Source organism: Pseudomonas sp. SJZ079 (assembly GCF_007993865.1).
Taxonomy (GTDB): Bacteria; Pseudomonadota; Gammaproteobacteria; order Pseudomonadales; family Pseudomonadaceae; genus Aquipseudomonas.
On the sequence record NZ_VIUH01000019.1, the window covers coordinates 1 to 14752 of the forward strand.

Below are 14752 nucleotides of genomic sequence, written 5' to 3' on the forward strand. Positions count from 1 at the left end.
ATCAGGTTTAGCAACGGGAACACCCTGCTGTTAAAAAAGCAGGGCGGGTAGGCTTTGGATCTTGACGTAGGACCGGCTAATGGGTGTCCCCTTTTGTCTGTCCCTTTTGTCTCCTTGTAAACGGCGACGACTTTTGCAGCAGTCCATTGCTCCACGGGTAGGTTGCTGGCCAGTAACCAGGGTTCGCGCTCACGATGCGCATTCTGCCGACTGCGCTTATCTTCGGCGATATTTCCGGTAACACGCCGGTGTTCGCAACTCGGTAGAGAGGCAGCTTGGGCGGGTGGTGGGCCAGGGCAGTCGAGGCCGGCCAGTGGTTGATAACAAATCACGCCGACCCCTTTAGACGGACCCCTTTAGACGACAAGACCGGCATGCAGCCGGTCTTGTGCGTGTTGCTGGGAGCGTTTGTTACTGCGCCGCCAGCTGGGTTTGCGTGGGCTGTGGTGCGCGCGGGCCGTGGAGGATGCCGTTGGGCGTGTTCGCCGTCAGCAGGCGTTGGCTGGCGATGCCGGCGACTTCGTGGCCGCGGTCACTGAGGGTGTTGATGATCTGGTTGACTGCCGCGGTGACCAGCAGGCCGATCAGGCCGCCGCCGCTGTTGTTCTGGTTTTCGGCGGTGCTGGCCCGTGCGTTGCCTGCCCACAGCAACTGCCCATTGCGCAGGTCGATGAGTTTGGCGTTGGCGGTCACCGCCACTTCGCTGGTCACCACTTTGTAGCTGCTGCCGTATTCGCTGACCTCGATATAGAGGGCCGCATCTGCGCCGAAGATTTCGTGCAGTTTGGCCGGTGGGGCCATGTGCATCTCGTCGGCATTCATCAAGCCGTTCTGCTTGAACGTTTCGTCCACCAGCGCCACCGGCAAGACGTAGTAGCCCGCCTCGGCGAGGGGCAGGGTCACGTGCGAGAGTAGGCTGTAGCTGGCTTTGATGTCCGGCGACTTGTTGATCGGCGGCAGCACCACGATAGAGGCCGGGTTGCTCTGCTTGAACGCGGTGTAGTCGTAGGGCGTGGGGGTGGCGCAGCCGGTGATCAGGCCGCTCAGGAGCAGCAAGGCCAGCGCTTTAACGGGGATGTGACGGATCATGATTGCTTATCTCCCAGCGTTGCGCAGCAGGAAGTCCATGTAGACAGCGGACTCGGGGAATAGGCTTTTCTCGGTTTCGAACTGCTGGCGGACCTGGTCGGCTCTACCGATTTCGGCGTAGAGCATGCCGAGGTGGGCATGAAAGCCGGGAGGCGGTGTGGCGTCGTGGGCGCGTGCTTCCTGCAGGCTGGCTTCCAGGGCGGCTATCTGCTGCTGCGGGCCGCTCTCGTGCTTGAAGTGTTCGTAGACCTGTTCCTGGTAGCCGGCCCAGTGGTAGAGCGGCTTGGGTTGGCTGACGCAGCCACCCAGGAGTGTGGCCGAGGCCAGGGTGAGCAATGCGCCGTACTTTTTCATCTCGATAGTCATCTGGGTTGTCTTCCTTGAGTTATTGCGCCGGGCGCCAGGTGCCCGTGTCGACACCGACAACCAGGTTGTTGACTGCTTCGCGGATTGCCAGGTCGAGCACTTTGCCGTTGAGCGTGGAGTCGTAGCTGGCGGTACCGCCGAAGCCGATGATTTCGCGATTTGACAGGCTGTATTCGCCGGCGCCTTGCACCGAGAAAACCACTTCGGAGGTGCGCACGTTGACGATGTTCAGGTTGACCTTGGCATAGGCAATTTGCGATTTGGCGCGACCGAGGATGCCGAACAGTTGATGGTCGCCGATCTCCTTGCGGCCGAACTCAGTGACGTCGCCAGTCACCACGAAATCGGCGCCGCGCAGCTGCTGACTCTTCTTGGCGATCACGCTTTCCTGTTGAATTTCCGCGAGGTTGTCGCGATCCAGCACGCTGAAGCGGTTGGACTGCTGCAGGTGGGTGATCAGGATGGTCTTGGCTTGGCCGCCGAGACGATCGACGCCATCGGAGAACAGACCGCGCATGTAGCTGGAGCGGTTGTCGAACTTACCCACGGCAATCGGATTGCGCGGGCCGTGATAAACGCTTTGGGCCGAGGCCACCTTGGCGACTTCGAGGGTGCGCGATTGTTCGGTCGCGCAGCCGTTTAGCAGGCCAATCAGACCAATCAGACTGACGGCAAGTAGCGTTGTTCTCATGTGAGTGTTCTCGTTGGATGGGTTTGGCGATGCGTGTAACGGGCGGAGTGACGCTACCGAGCAGTGCCTTGGGCGCGCGCGGGCAGCGAATAGAGAGGGGTGGGGCGTGCTGAAGTGAAAATCTTTGGTGCATCCATGACCATTGCGTCCTTTGTTGGCGCGCCGTCCAGGTAGGCGGCCGAGTACATCCGAGTGCGGACAAGGCCGGCTGCTGCGGCTTTATGGCCGCCGCACGACCGAGCACCTATCGTTTTGGCTGGCGGAGTCTACAAAAACCAGGGGTGGGTGGCCAGTGGCCATTCACTGTGCGGTCGTGCCAGTTGTGACGTGGGTCACCTGGCGGTTTGCACTCTGTTTGGCTGAATCGAGCTAAAGCAGTCGGAGTGATTGGTTTTTAACCAGCAGGCATCCTGGCAAGCCTTGAGTGCCGCCAGCCAAGACAATCAAAAGACGCCGATCCTTCAAATGTGTATCGATAGATGCTACCAAGAGGCAGTCACACCCAAGCCTCAGCCATAGGCCTGCAGCAGCCAGAGCGCCGCCATGCCCACCGCGAGGGTCAACAGGACCTGGCGGGTGCGCCAGGCGACGAATGCGGCCAGGGCGCCGGCCAGCAGGCGTTCGTTGCCCAGCGACAGATCGATCGCGCCGTTGACGTTGACCAGAGCCGGTAGCACCAGCGCGGCCATCACCGCGGCCGGCACGAAGCGCAGGGCGCGTTGCAGGTACGCAGGAGGGCTGGCCCGCCCCAACAGCTGGATGAACGACAGGCGCAGGGCGAAGGTGCCGATGCCGATGGCGAGAATGATCAGCCAGGCGGTGCTGCTGGGCATCGTCAGTCCTCCCCGGTTGGCGAGTTGCTCTGCATGGGGACGGGCTTGGGCGGCTGCAGCGCCTCGACCAGCAGGCCGGCGCCTATGCCGCTGGCGGCCGCCAGAAACAGGCCCAGGTTGTAGGGCAGGCTGGCGGCCGCGACGGCCACTATGCCACCGGTCACGGCGGCGGCGAGGGTTGCGCGGTCGATAATTGAGGGGATCAGCAGCACCAGGAATGACAGCGGAATGGTGAAGTCCAGCGACCAGCTCGCGGGCACTCCGGCGCCGAGGAAGATCCCGGCGGCGCAGGCCCCCACCCAGGTCAGCCACATCGGCAGCGCCGTGCCCAGGTAGTACAGGTGTTTGGCCGAGCCCTGGGGGTCGAGGGTGTAGCGGGTGATGCTCAGTGCGTAGGCCTGGTCGGTGAGCAGGTAGGCCATGGGCCAGCGCCAACGCCAGCTCAGACCCTGGAAGTGGGGGGCGATCGAGGCGCTGTACATGGTGAAGCGCAGGTTGATGACCAGCGCCGTGAGGATGATCACCAGCGGCAGGGTGTCGACACTCATCAGCTGGGCGGCCACCAGCTGCGCCGAACCGGCGAAGATGACCACCGACATGGCCAGTGCGGCGCCGGGCGACAGCCCCGCGTCGATGGCGGCGATACCAGCGATCATGCCGAACGGAATCATCCCGGGAAGCAGTGGCGCGACCGCCTTGGCCCCGGCGCTGAAGGCTGGGTGTGCTGTAAGGGCCATGGCGTCTCCTGACTGTGCCCGTCTGTAAGTGCTTGCCGCGACCGGCGTCCGCGCCCCCTGATTTGAGGGCTATATACAGCCGGAGCATAGGCACAAGCTTAATGCGCCTGGCGCAGTACGGGTGTTCCATTCGCGACCCTGAAAGGTACTCAGCCAAGCCAGTGATCGCACCGCTTAGATCGACTGTGCAGCCCGATTAAGTCCTGACTGTATTGGCGGCTGCATGCCGGCGAATGCTTTTATAGAGGCTTTCTCGCCCGCCCTGGAGTCAGCGGCATGTCGCCGAAAGATTTGTCCCTCGCCTTGGTGGTGATCGTCGCCTGGGGCCTGAATTTCGTGGTCATCAAGGTCGGGCTGGACGGTGTGCCGCCGATGCTGCTCGGGGCGCTGCGTTTCAGCCTGGCGGCGCTGCCGGCGATCTTCTTCATCAAGCGGCCCGCGCTGCCGTTACGCTGGTTGCTGGCCTATGGCTTGACCATCTCGCTGGGTCAGTTCGCCTTCCTGTTCTCGGCGATGGCGGTCGGCATGCCGGCGGGGCTGGCGTCATTGGTGCTGCAGTCCCAGGCCTTCTTCACCTTGTTCCTGGCGGCGCTGCTGCTCGGCGAACGACTGCGCGCGAGTAATTTGCTCGGTCTGCTGGTCGCGGCCGCCGGGCTGCTGCTGATCGGCCTGCAGAGTGGCGGGGCGATGACCTTGGCCGGTCTTGCGCTGACCATCTGTGCGGCGGTCATGTGGGGCATGGGCAATATCATCACCAAGAAAGTCGGCCGGGTCGATCTGCTCGCGCTGGTGGTGTGGGGCAGTCTGATTCCGCCGCTGCCGTTTTTCGCCCTGTCCTGGTTGCTGGAAGGCCCGGCGCTGATCGAGAGCTCCCTCAGAGGCATAAGCCTGTCCTCGATTCTGGCGATCGTGTACCTGGCCTTTGTTGCGACCTTGCTCGGCTACGGCCTGTGGAGCCGCCTGTTGTCGCGCTACCCGGCCAGCCAGATTGCGCCGTTCTCCATGCTGGTGCCGGTGATCGGGCTGAGTTCGTCGGCGTGGCTGCTCGACGAACAGTTGAGTCCACTGCAAATGGCCGGAGCGCTGCTGGTCATGGTCGGGCTGCTGGTCAATGTATTCGGCGCGCGGCTGTTCGGCCGCTTCCTTCAGGTGCAAGGCCGGCCTTTGTAACCTGCGCCCTCGGAGGGTGCCGCGAAAGGTTGCACAGGGGCGATCAGCCCGGACTGATATGCCGCAGCGCTTGGACGACAGCGCCGGGCTGTCTTACCCTTCTATCCAGACGCTGTTAGTGCTGCGCCCGCCATCACTGCTCACGAGGTCTCCCATGTCTCTGCTCGCTCGTTGCCAACGCCTGCTGTTGCCCTTGCTCGCCGGTTCGCTGTTCAGCCTGGGCAGTGCTTTCGCCGCCGAGCCGGTGGTGGTGTCGTCGAAGATCGATACCGAAGGCGCGGTGCTCGGGCATCTGATTGCCCAGGCGCTGGAGCGCGGCGGGGTGCCGGTGACCGAGCGGATCCAGTTGGGCGGCACCAGTATCGTGCGTGCCGCGTTGATCGCCGGGGAGATCGATATCTACCCGGAGTACACCGGTAACGGCGCGTTCTTCTTCGACCTCGGCGACAGCCCGGTGTGGAAGGATGCGGCCAAGGCCTATGCCACGGTCAAGCAGCTGGATCAGGAGCAGAACCAACTGGTCTGGCTGCAGCCGGCCAACGCCAACAACACCTGGGCCATGAGCGTGCGCGGGGATCTGGCACGGGCCAACAAGCTGGCTACTCTGGATGATTTGGCCCGTTACCTGAAGGCCGGTGGTGAGTTCAAGTTCGCCGCCAGCGCCGAGTTCGTCGAGTCGCCCAGTGCCCTGCCGGCGTTCCAGGCGGCCTATGGCTTCAGCCTGCGCCCAGAGCAGTTGGTGATTCTCTCCGGCGGCAACACCGCCGCCACCCTGCGCGCGGCGGCACTGCAGACCAATGGGGTGAATGGCGCCATGAGCTATGGCACCGACGGCGGCCTGAGTGCGCTGGACCTGCGGGTGCTCGAGGATACCCGCGGCGTGCAGCCGGTGTATCAGCCGGCGCCGCTGGTGCGTGGCGACACCCTGAAGGCCTACCCGCAGATAGAAAGCCTGTTGGCGCCAGTATTCGCCGCGCTGAACCTGCAGGTGCTGCAGAAACTGAATGCCGAGGTGGCGGTCAATGGCGCCGACCCGCGTCTGGTGGCCACGACCTTCCTGGATAGCCTGAAGCCCTGAGTTCGCTCGCTCATGGGGCTGCTAGCGAGCGCGAGCAATCGGGTGGTGCTGACCCTGGTGGCGCTGGCCATCGGCACCCTGTTGCTGGGCGACTTCGCCAGCGTGCAGGCCAATCGCATCGTCCCCGGCAGCGGCTTCGGGCTGTTTGCCACCCTGGGTTCGGCCTGGGCCGTGGCCCTGTTGGCGGCGCTGCTCACGCTTGCCGCGCTGGCGCTACGGCCCTCGCCGGCCCGCTATCGCGGCATGTTGCTGCTGATCATCCTGCTGTTGCTGCAATGGCCGGCGAGCCTGGCCTGGTTCATTCATACGCAGATTCCGGCTGATCAAGCCCAGGCGCGCGCGGGCCTGGCGACGGGCTGCTGGAGCCTGCTGTTTTTCGCCCTGTTGCTGCTGGTCGAGGTGCGTCAGCGTCTGGCGCCGGCCGCAGGCTGGTGGCGCCTGGGCCCGCTGGGGTTGCTGCTGATCACCGGGCTATTGATCCACGGCGGATATCTGGAGCCGCTGGCCTTGCTGCGCGAGTACGGCAGCCGCAGCGCGCAGTTCTGGCAGGCGTTGCGCGGCCACCTGGGTCTGGTCGGCGGCGCCCTGGGGTTCAGCCTGCTGTTCGGCGTGGCGCTGGCCTTGCTGATCCGGCGCCAGCCGCAGTTGCAGCGCTCGGTGTTCGGTGTGTTGAATTTCTTCCAGACGATTCCCAGCCTGGCCCTGTTCGGCCTGTTGATCGCACCGCTCAGCTACCTGGCGGCGCACTCGCCGCTGCTGCAGCAGCTGGGTATTCGCGGCATCGGCTGGGCCCCGGCGCTGCTGGCGTTGATTGCCTACAGCCTGCTGCCGATCGTGCGCAACACCAGCGTGGCCTTGCAGGCGGTGGCGGCGGAGGTGATCGAGTCGGCGCGCGGCATGGGCATGAGCCCGTGGCAGGTGTTCAGCCAGGTGCGCCTGCCACTGGCCCTGCCGGTGATTCTCGAAGGCGTGCGCATCACCAGCATCCAGGCCATCGGCCTGACCGCGGTGGCGGCGCTGATCGGCGCCGAGGGCTTCGGCAGTTTTATCTTCCAGGGCCTGGGTCAGGGCGCCATGGACCTGGTGCTGCTCGGCGCGCTGCCGACCATCGTCCTGGCGCTGTTCGCCGATGCGCTGTTCAGTGCCCTGGCCGGTTATGTTCAGCCTGGAGTGGGCACATGAGTGAGCGGTCGAGTTCAGCCTGGAGTGGGCGCATGAGTGAGCGGCCGAGTTCAGCCTGGAGTGGCAGCATGAGTGCACGACCGATGATCGAGCTGGACAACGTCAGCCGCTTGTTCGAAGGCGTGGCGGCGGTGGACGGCATTTCCCTGCGGATCGACAGCGGCGAAATCTGCGTGATAGTCGGCACCTCGGGTTGCGGCAAATCCACCACCCTGCGCCTGCTCAACAGGTTGATCGACTGTTCCAGTGGCGACATCCGCATCGACGGGCAGGCCATCGCCCAGTTGGATGCCCAGCTGCTGCGCCGACGCATGGGTTACGTGATCCAGAACACCGGGCTGTTTCCGCACTGGACGGTGGCGCGCAATATCAGCGTGGTGCCGCGCCTGTTGCACTGGCCGACCGCGCGCATCGAGACGCGGGTGCATGAGTTACTGGAACTGCTGGGCTTGCCCTACGCCGACTTCGCCCACAAGTTTCCCAGCCAGCTGTCCGGCGGCCAGGCCCAGCGGGTCGGCGTGGCGCGGGCGCTGGCCGGCGACCCGGAGATCCTGCTGATGGACGAACCCTTCGGCGCGCTCGACCCGATCACCCGCGACAGCCTGCAGAACGAACTGCTGCGCATCCAGTCGCGGATCCACAAGACCATCGTCTTCGTCACACACGACATCGACGAGGCGCTCAAGCTGGCGACGCGCATCGTGGTCATGGACCAGGGCCGCATCGTCCAGCACGACACCCCGGTCAACCTGCTGAATCACCCGGCCAATGCCTTTGTCGAGAGCCTGCTCGGCCAGGGCGAGCGCGGCCTCAAGCGCGCCAGCCTGCAGCATGTCGCCGAGCGTATGCTGCCGTTGCAGGGCACTCCGCCAGCCTTCTCGGTCGGCGCTCAGGACAGCCTGCGTCAGGCCCTGTCGTTGATGCTCTGGCACCGCGTCGGCGAACTCTGTGTGCGCGATGCCGAGAACCGTGCAGTCGGGCTATTGCCGATCAGCGCGTTGCTGCACGGCGCGACGGCATGAGCGCCGGGTTATCCGGGTTGAGACCCTGGCTGGCGCCGCTGGCCTGGTCGCTGCTGTTGCTGGCGGCGGTGCTCGGCATGGCTGAACTGGAGGCGCTGTTCCGCCAGGTCCAGCCAGGCACGGGGGCGGTCATCTACCGGCGCGACAGCTTTGCCCAGCTGCTGCTCAATCACCTGCTGATCGTCGGCGCGGCGGCGCTGGTGTCGGTCAGCCTGGGTGTGGCCGCGGGGATTCTCGCCACTCGCGGCTGGGGCCGGGACTTCCTGCCACTGGTCAGTCAGGTCGCCTCCATCGGCCAGACCTTTCCGCCGGTCGCGGTGCTGGCGCTGGCGGTGCCGCTGCTCGGTTTCGGCAGCCTGCCGACCATAGTCGCGCTGGTGCTCTACGGCCTGCTGCCGGGGCTGCGCAATACCCTGGCCGGCTTGCAGGGCGTGCCGCCGGCGGTGCTGGAAGCCGCGCAAGGCATGGGCATGACGCCGCGGCAGGTGTTGTTCGAGGTGGAGCTGCCGCTGGCGGCGGCGGTGATCTTCGCCGGTATCCGCACCACAGTCACAGTGACCATCGCCACCGCGGCGATTGGCTCGACCATCGGCGCCAGTACCCTGGGCGATCCGGTGATCGCCGGGTTGGTCAATGGCAACACCGCCTATGTGCTGCAGGGGGCGCTGTTGATCGGCCTGCTGGCCGTCAGCGTCGACAGCGGTTTCGAGCGCTTGCAGCAACTGATCGCTGCGCGTCAGGGCCTCTGACGACGGGGCGCGCGGGCGGGCAGCGTTTCAGACCTTGGCCAAACCGAGCGGGCTAACCGGGGGGGCTGGCCTGGGGCAATGCTGCCGTTGGTCGGCCTGAGGCCTGGTTGTTGATGGTCGCGCTCAAGGGCCTGACTCCTGGGTCGATAAGTGGGGGTAATTGCCGGTCATCCTGTGAACACTTTTGTATACAATGACCGGCCTGGCACTCTGAGAACAACAACAGGAGACTCTCCATGCGCCTCTGGCAACGCAGCATTCAATGGCAGTTGATCCTCAGCATGGGCGCGGCCCTGCTCGCCAGCATCCTGATCGTGGTGGGCATCTATTCGGCGGTGGTCAACCGCCTGACCGAGCGCTACCTGGTCGAGGAGGCATTGCCGGCGCGGGTGCTGGCGATCCGCAATGACCTGGAGCGGGTGCTGGCCGCGCCGATCACCGCCAATGCCGGGATTGCCGAGAACAGCCTGGTGCAGGACTGGCTGGCCGCAGGCGAGGACCCGGAGCGGCGTGACGAGTTCGCCCGCTACCTGGAGGGGGTGCGCGCTCAGCAGAACGCCATGACCACCTCGATTGCCGTACTGGCGAGCGGCAACTACACCACCGGCGCCGGTCTGGTGCGCACGATCAACCGTAACCAGTCGGAGAACCAGTGGTTCTACAAGTTGGTCGATAGCAGCCGCGACCGGGTGCTGGAGATCGACATCGACAAGGGCACGCGCCTGCCGACGCTGTTCATCAACCAGCGGATCAAGCGCGACGGCAAGACCCTGGGGGTGTCCGGCTTGGGCTACAGCCTCAAGGCGATGTCGGAGATGATCCGCGACTTCCGGTTCGGTGAGCAGGGCCAGGTGTTTCTGGTCGATGGCCAGGGCAATATCAAGGTCCACCCGCAGGCCGAGCTGAACGGCAGTGGGCGCCTGTCGCAACTGTTGGGCGAAGCCCCGGCGGCCGAGTTGCTCGGCGCCGCGGGCAAGGTCGTGCGCTTCGAGCGCGACGGGGAGACGTATCTGGCCCTGGCGCAGCAATTCAACAGCCTGGACTGGCTGCTGGTCAGCGAGGTGCCTGAGGCGGAAATCTATGCCGAGGCGCGTCAGGCGCTGCTGATGAGCAGCCTGATCGGCGTCGGCGTCGCCCTGGTGTTCCTCTGTCTGGTGGTGTGGCTGGCCCGTGGTCTGGTCAGACCGATCCGTCAGGTGACCGCCGCGCTGGTCGAAATCGGTGGCGGTGGTGGTGACCTGACCCGCCAGTTGGACGAGTCGCGGGCCGATGAACTGGGCGATCTGGCGCGTGGCTTCAACCGCTTTATCGGCAGCCAGCGCAGCCTGATCGGCGAGGTGCTGGCCACCAGCGAACGCCTGCGCAGTGCGGTCGGCCAGGTCGTTCAGGTGGTGGAGAACACCGCCGGGCGCTCCGGCCAGCAGCAGGAGATGACCGACATGGTCGCCACCGCGGTGCATGAAATGGGCCTGACCGTGCAGGAAATCGCGCGCAACGCCAGCAGCGCCGCCGAGGCTTCGCACAGCGCCCGCGATGAGGCGCAGCGGGCCGGGCTGGTGGTTGGCCAGTCGATCGAGCACATCGAACGGATGTCCACCGACATTGGCGGCGCGGCCGCGGCGGTCAGCGAGCTGGCCGAGCAGGTGGCGTCCATCGATCAGGTGCTGGCGGTGATCCGCGGGATTTCCGAACAGACCAATCTACTGGCACTGAATGCGGCCATCGAGGCCGCGCGTGCCGGCGAGCTGGGTCGCGGTTTTGCCGTAGTGGCCGACGAGGTGCGTACCCTGGCCAGCCGGACCCAGGCCTCCACCGATGAAATTCAGCAGATGATCCAGCGCCTGAAGCAGGGCGCGGACACGGCGGTCAGCTCGATGCATGCCGGGCAAGCGGCGACCAGCACCGGGGTCGAGGCCAGCCAGCGCACGGGGCAGTCGCTTGGGGCGATCACCACCCAGGTGGAAAGCATCAGCGACATGAATACCCAGGTCGCGGCGGCGACCGAAGAGCAGTCGTCGGTGACCGAGGAAATCAACCGCAACGTGCAGGGCATCGCCGACCTGGCCCATGCCACCGCCGCCGAGGTGCGTGCCTGCCGCGAGGATTGCCAGACCCTGAGTGGCTTGGCCGATGACCTGGCCGGGCAGATGGGTCGGTTCCGGCTCTAAGCGACACTGCGCCGTTCCGTCGCGATTACGACGGGACGGTGGTCAGCCAGTTGCTCGACCTTCTGCTGCGCGAAGCATGGCAAGCACGTAGCGATTTTTCCCGCGCGCGGGGCGGGTCACTCGGCCAGCTCCAGGCGGTTGCGGCCCTTGGCTTTGGCCCGATACAGCGCGTCGTCGATGCGCTTGTAGAAGCTCTCGGTCGAGTCATCGCTCAGCGGCAGGTAACTGCCCACCCCCAGGCTGCAGGTCAGCGGCAGGGCCTGATCATTCAGTTGCAGAGGATGGCTGACCAGATCGCTGCGAAAGTGCTCTGCCAGCTGTACGGCCTGCTCCAGTGGGGTGTTGGGCATCAGCACGGCGAACTCCTCGCCGCCCACGCGCATCAGCACATCGCTGTCGCGGCGGAACACCTGGCGCATGCGTTCGGCAAAGGCGTGCAGGCAGAGGTCGCCGGCGCTGTGGCCGAAGCGGTCGTTGACCTGTTTGAAGTAGTCGATATCCAGCAGGATCAGCGACAGCGGGCTGTTCTGTCGGCGCGCATTCGCCTGCCAGCTGGGCAGCAGTAAATTGAATTGCAGGCGGTTGCCCAGAGTGGTCAGGGCGTCGGTGCGGCTGAGCTCCTCCAGCTCTTCGCTGTGTTGGATCAGGCGCAGCTCACGCTCGAGGCCGATGCGGTACTCACGGTTCCAGCGATAGAGGAACAGCCCCAGATAGCCCAGGTAGATTGCCAGGGCCACGGATTCGCCCAGCGCGCTGGTGCCCTGCTGGTACTTGACCAGGTTGCTGGGCAGGTAAACCAGGAGTATCGCCAGGGCGCAGGGCAGCATGCGCATGGGGTAGGTGAAGGCGAGGGCGGTACTGAACACCACCACGATCAGCATGACCAGAAAGTGCGAGACGCTGATGTTTGGATGAAACAGGATGCCCGCCAGCATCAGGCCCCAGACTAGCGAGTGGAGGAGGATGATCGTCCACTGCAGCCTCAGCCAGTGCTGCAGCTGGGCCGGCGCCTGCTGTTTGCTGGGGCGGCTGAAGTTACGCAGGAAGAAGAAGCTCAGCAGCACAACGCTACCGCCGGCCCAGACCCAGAGATTCTGCCAGGGGTGGGCGCTGGTCAGCCACAGCAGCGCCCAGGTCAGCAGGTAGTAATAGCCGGCGAATCGGGAGCGAGTATATACATCGTTGACTTCGCGCCAGAGCGGGAAACACGAGCTGGAAACAGCGGCAGGCTCGGCTGGCATAGACTGCAGACTCCAAGGGTCACTCGTTAAGCCTAGCGGAGTGATGGCAATTTGGTATGTCTGGCAGGTGCCGGGTGTCCGCCGGGTGAGCGGCGGCGGTGAGTCAACGCTGCCGGCGCTACGGCTGGCTCACGCCACGGACGCCAGAATCAGGCAATTGCGTCCGGCATTCTTGGCCCGGTACAGCGCGTCGTCGACACGCTTGAAGAAGGCTTCGGCACTGACGTCGCGGTGCTTGTCGAAGCAACCTACCCCCAGGCTGCTGGTCAGTGGCAGGTTCTGCCCTTGTACGCTGAAGCCGTGTTGCGCCAGTTCCTGGCGGAAGCTTTCCGCCAGCAGGTGGGCCTGTTCCAAGGAGGTGCCGGGCATCAGCACGCCGAACTCTTCACCGCCCAGACGCAGCAAGGCATCACTGTCGCGGCGGAATACCTGGCGCATCAGTTCGGCAAAGGCGCTGAGGCAGGCATCGCCGCAGGCGTGGCCGTGGGCATCGTTGATCTGCTTGAAATAGTCGATATCCAGCAGCACCAAGGACAGCGAATTACTCTGTCGCTGAGCGTTGGCGACCATTGCCGGAAACAGGCTGTTGAAGTGATAACGGTTGCCCAGCTGGGTCAGGCTGTCGGTACGGCTGAGTATCTCCAGGCTTTCCTGCTGCTCGAGCAGTTTCAGCTCCATGGCCAGGTGGTTTTGATACACCTGACGGTTGCGGTTGAGCGCGAAGATCAGGTAACTGAGGTAGGCGATCAGGGCGATGAAGTGCCCCCGTTGCTCCTGCCAGTCCAGTGCCAGGGCCAACAGGCCGGGCAGGTAGAGCAGCGGCAGGATCAGCAGGGAGAGGTGTTTGCGCATGGCCAGGTGATAGACGCTGGCGGTGCTGAAGGCGATGGTGGCCATCATCGCGATAACCCGCGAACCCTTGAAGTCGGGGCTGTACAGTGTCCAGCCCAAAGCCAGGCCCCAGCCCAGGGCGCCCAGCAGGATCAGCGCCCACTGTCGATTGAGCCAGCCTTGCAGGAGTCGCGGGGTGTACTGCTCCGGCAGGCGGTTGACCAGGCGCAGGAGCAAGAACAAGCCAAAAAAAGCGGTGCCGGCCAAGCCGACGGTGAATTGCGCGGTCGGCTCACCACCCATTATCCACACCAGCAACCAGGCAATCAGGTAATAAAAGCCAGCCAGGTGCGAGCGAGCGCGAATGTCTTGGGCTTCGCGCCATAGGGTGAAGGTCGCAGGGTCATGGGGTAATTCGTTGTGAGTCATGGCAACAATCACTAAAGCAGCCGTGTTAGAGCATAGCGTTTCTGCAGCGGCAGTAGTGGTCGATGGCTATTCGGCATCATGAAGGGGTGTGGAGTTGCGGCCGAATCCAGAGGGTTCGGCCTGACCAGGGCATGGCGCGGGAGTGTCGGGTTAGCGTAGGACCAGCAGCGGGCCAGTGCTGGAACGCAGCAGATGACTGGTGGTGCTGCCGACCAGGAACTGGCGAATCCGCGAGTGGCCGTAGGCGCCCATCACCAGCAGGTCGATGCCGTGCTCGGCCTGATAGGCGTGCAGGCTCGATTCGACCTCGCCGCTGCGCAGCGCCAGATGAACCTCGCTGGCCGACTCATCGAGTACCTGCTGGGTGCCCTTGAGCTGTGCCCAGGCCTCGTCGCTCTCGGCGCCAATCATCACCAGATGACAGACCAGGCCCTTGAGCAGCGGGCTGGCGGCGATCATCTCGATACCTTTGCGCGCGGTGGCGCTGCCGTCGAAGGCGAACAGGTAGCTCTGTGGCGCCTTGAACTCGCCGCAGCTGACCAGCACCGGGCGTTGCAAAGTGCGGATGACGTTCTCCAGGTGGCTGCCGATGTGCTGGCCGAGGCTGGCGCTGGCTTCGCCCTGGCGGCCGATCACCAGCAGGCGGATGTTCTCTTGCAGTTCGCCCAGGCTGTCGACCAGGTCGCCGTGACGCTGGCGCAGCTGCGCATTGTCGATCCCGGCGGCAGTGGCGCGCGCCTTGGCCGCCTCGAGCATCAGGTGACCCTGTTCCAGGGCCAGCTTGCTGCGTTTCTCATCCAGGGCCGCCAGTTCATCGAGCAGGTGCTCGCGACTGCCCAGGCCGATGGCGCCACTCAGGTCGCTCGGCTGTGGGTACTGGGCGTGGTCCAGCACATGCAGCAGGCTCAGCGGCGCCTGCAGGCGCAGGCTGGCCCAGGCCGCGTAGTCGCATACGGCGGGAGCGGCGGGCGAGCCGTCGATACAGGCGAAGACATGCGGCATGGGTGTTCTCCTTAACAGGCTGTTGAAAAATGTAGCGAGCGACGGCTAGGCAAGGCGAAAGCGGCCGCAACGTAGCGAAGCGGAGTAACAGCCGCAGGCTGGCCCATAGGGCGAGCGTAGTGAGTCAAAAGCGCAGTTTACGCGTTGTAAATGAGCATTTTTAG

General features: G+C 64.7%; 14 protein-coding genes and 2 pseudogenes. 7 read left to right on the plus strand and 9 right to left on the minus strand.

The genetic code is table 11. The features are described 5' to 3' along the window. Positions 1-92: 92 nt before the first annotated feature. The 6 genes and pseudogenes from FBY03_RS16380 to FBY03_RS16405 form a co-directional block, all read right to left on the minus strand. A pseudogene (locus FBY03_RS16380) lies at positions 93-254 on the minus strand (IS4 family transposase); the annotation flags it as partial. Between the two features lie 157 nt (positions 255-411). Then, positions 412-1089: a DUF799 domain-containing protein gene (locus tag FBY03_RS16385; protein ID WP_147173431.1), complete on the minus strand. Its 678-nt coding sequence runs from the start codon at positions 1087-1089 to the stop codon at positions 412-414. A 6-nt stretch (positions 1090-1095) separates the two neighbouring features. Then, positions 1096-1455, minus strand: a complete 360-nt coding sequence (locus FBY03_RS16390) for a DUF4810 domain-containing protein (protein ID WP_218570790.1) — start codon at positions 1453-1455, stop codon at positions 1096-1098. Positions 1456-1474: 19 nt separating this feature from the next. Continuing rightward, positions 1475-2146, minus strand: a complete 672-nt coding sequence (locus tag FBY03_RS16395; RefSeq protein WP_147173432.1) for a CsgG/HfaB family protein — start codon at positions 2144-2146, stop codon at positions 1475-1477. A 509-nt stretch (positions 2147-2655) separates the two neighbouring features. After that, positions 2656-2979, minus strand: a complete 324-nt coding sequence (locus FBY03_RS16400) for an AzlD domain-containing protein (RefSeq protein ID WP_147173433.1) — start codon at positions 2977-2979, stop codon at positions 2656-2658. A gap of 2 nt (positions 2980-2981) precedes the next feature. Next, a complete protein-coding gene (locus FBY03_RS16405; RefSeq protein WP_147173434.1) occupies positions 2982-3716 on the minus strand; it encodes an AzlC family ABC transporter permease in 735 nt (244 codons plus the stop codon). Between the two features lie 276 nt (positions 3717-3992). Between FBY03_RS16405 and FBY03_RS16410 the strand changes: the two genes are divergently transcribed. The 7 genes and pseudogenes from FBY03_RS16410 (at position 3993) to FBY03_RS23530 (ending at position 11085) form a co-directional block, all read left to right on the plus strand. Beyond that, positions 3993-4886: an EamA family transporter gene (locus tag FBY03_RS16410; protein WP_147173435.1), complete on the plus strand. Its 894-nt coding sequence runs from the start codon at positions 3993-3995 to the stop codon at positions 4884-4886. 154 nt (positions 4887-5040) lie between these two features. Beyond that, entirely contained in the window at positions 5041-5964 is a 924-nt protein-coding gene (locus FBY03_RS16415; protein ID WP_147173436.1) for an ABC transporter substrate-binding protein, read from the plus strand. Between the two features lie 12 nt (positions 5965-5976). Further along, positions 5977-7146, plus strand: a complete 1170-nt coding sequence (locus FBY03_RS16420) for an ABC transporter permease (protein WP_147173437.1) — start codon at positions 5977-5979, stop codon at positions 7144-7146. 83 nt (positions 7147-7229) lie between these two features. After that, entirely contained in the window at positions 7230-8168 is a 939-nt protein-coding gene (locus FBY03_RS16425; protein ID WP_147173518.1) for an ABC transporter ATP-binding protein, read from the plus strand. Positions 8169-8185: 17 nt separating this feature from the next. Beyond that, positions 8186-8917, plus strand: coding sequence for an ABC transporter permease (locus FBY03_RS16430; RefSeq protein WP_147173517.1), 732 nt, complete (start codon positions 8186-8188; stop codon positions 8915-8917). A 281-nt stretch (positions 8918-9198) separates the two neighbouring features. Then, positions 9199-10218 (plus strand): annotated as a pseudogene (locus tag FBY03_RS23525) (cache domain-containing protein); the annotation flags it as partial. 138 nt (positions 10219-10356) lie between these two features. Then, positions 10357-11085, plus strand: a complete 729-nt coding sequence (locus FBY03_RS23530) for a methyl-accepting chemotaxis protein (protein ID WP_371920788.1) — start codon at positions 10357-10359, stop codon at positions 11083-11085. A gap of 116 nt (positions 11086-11201) precedes the next feature. Here the strand turns inward: FBY03_RS23530 and FBY03_RS16440 are convergent, their stop codons facing one another. The 3 genes from FBY03_RS16440 to FBY03_RS16450 form a co-directional block, all read right to left on the minus strand. Next, positions 11202-12326 carry a GGDEF domain-containing protein gene (locus FBY03_RS16440; protein WP_147173439.1) on the minus strand — a complete coding sequence of 375 codons (1125 nt, stop codon included), beginning with the start codon at positions 12324-12326 and terminating at the stop codon, positions 11202-11204. 129 nt (positions 12327-12455) lie between these two features. Beyond that, on the minus strand, positions 12456-13586 hold the full coding sequence (locus tag FBY03_RS16445) for a GGDEF domain-containing protein (protein ID WP_147173440.1): 1131 nt from the start codon (positions 13584-13586) through the stop codon (positions 12456-12458). Between the two features lie 150 nt (positions 13587-13736). Next, positions 13737-14588, minus strand: coding sequence for a universal stress protein (locus FBY03_RS16450; protein ID WP_147173441.1), 852 nt, complete (start codon positions 14586-14588; stop codon positions 13737-13739). Positions 14589-14752: the final 164 nt, after the last annotated feature.

What these genes read in the sequence shown, in the direction of transcription:
- FBY03_RS16385 (WP_147173431.1), bottom strand. Translation starts at nt 1,089, where the DNA reads ATGATCCGTCACATCCCCGTTAAAGCGCTGGCCTTGCTGCTCCTGAGC.
- FBY03_RS16390 (WP_218570790.1), bottom strand. Translation starts at nt 1,455, where the DNA reads ATGACTATCGAGATGAAAAAGTACGGCGCATTGCTCACCCTGGCCTCG.
- FBY03_RS16395 (WP_147173432.1), bottom strand. Translation starts at nt 2,146, where the DNA reads ATGAGAACAACGCTACTTGCCGTCAGTCTGATTGGTCTGATTGGCCTG.
- FBY03_RS16400 (WP_147173433.1), bottom strand. Translation starts at nt 2,979, where the DNA reads ATGCCCAGCAGCACCGCCTGGCTGATCATTCTCGCCATCGGCATCGGC.
- FBY03_RS16405 (WP_147173434.1), bottom strand. Translation starts at nt 3,716, where the DNA reads ATGGCCCTTACAGCACACCCAGCCTTCAGCGCCGGGGCCAAGGCGGTC.
- FBY03_RS16410 (WP_147173435.1), top strand. Translation starts at nt 3,993, where the DNA reads ATGTCGCCGAAAGATTTGTCCCTCGCCTTGGTGGTGATCGTCGCCTGG.
- FBY03_RS16415 (WP_147173436.1), top strand. Translation starts at nt 5,041, where the DNA reads ATGTCTCTGCTCGCTCGTTGCCAACGCCTGCTGTTGCCCTTGCTCGCC.
- FBY03_RS16420 (WP_147173437.1), top strand. Translation starts at nt 5,977, where the DNA reads ATGGGGCTGCTAGCGAGCGCGAGCAATCGGGTGGTGCTGACCCTGGTG.
- FBY03_RS16425 (WP_147173518.1), top strand. Translation starts at nt 7,230, where the DNA reads ATGATCGAGCTGGACAACGTCAGCCGCTTGTTCGAAGGCGTGGCGGCG.
- FBY03_RS23530 (WP_371920788.1), top strand. Translation starts at nt 10,357, where the DNA reads ATGGTCGCCACCGCGGTGCATGAAATGGGCCTGACCGTGCAGGAAATC.
- FBY03_RS16440 (WP_147173439.1), bottom strand. Translation starts at nt 12,326, where the DNA reads ATGCCAGCCGAGCCTGCCGCTGTTTCCAGCTCGTGTTTCCCGCTCTGG.
- FBY03_RS16445 (WP_147173440.1), bottom strand. Translation starts at nt 13,586, where the DNA reads ATGACTCACAACGAATTACCCCATGACCCTGCGACCTTCACCCTATGG.
- FBY03_RS16450 (WP_147173441.1), bottom strand. Translation starts at nt 14,588, where the DNA reads ATGCCGCATGTCTTCGCCTGTATCGACGGCTCGCCCGCCGCTCCCGCC.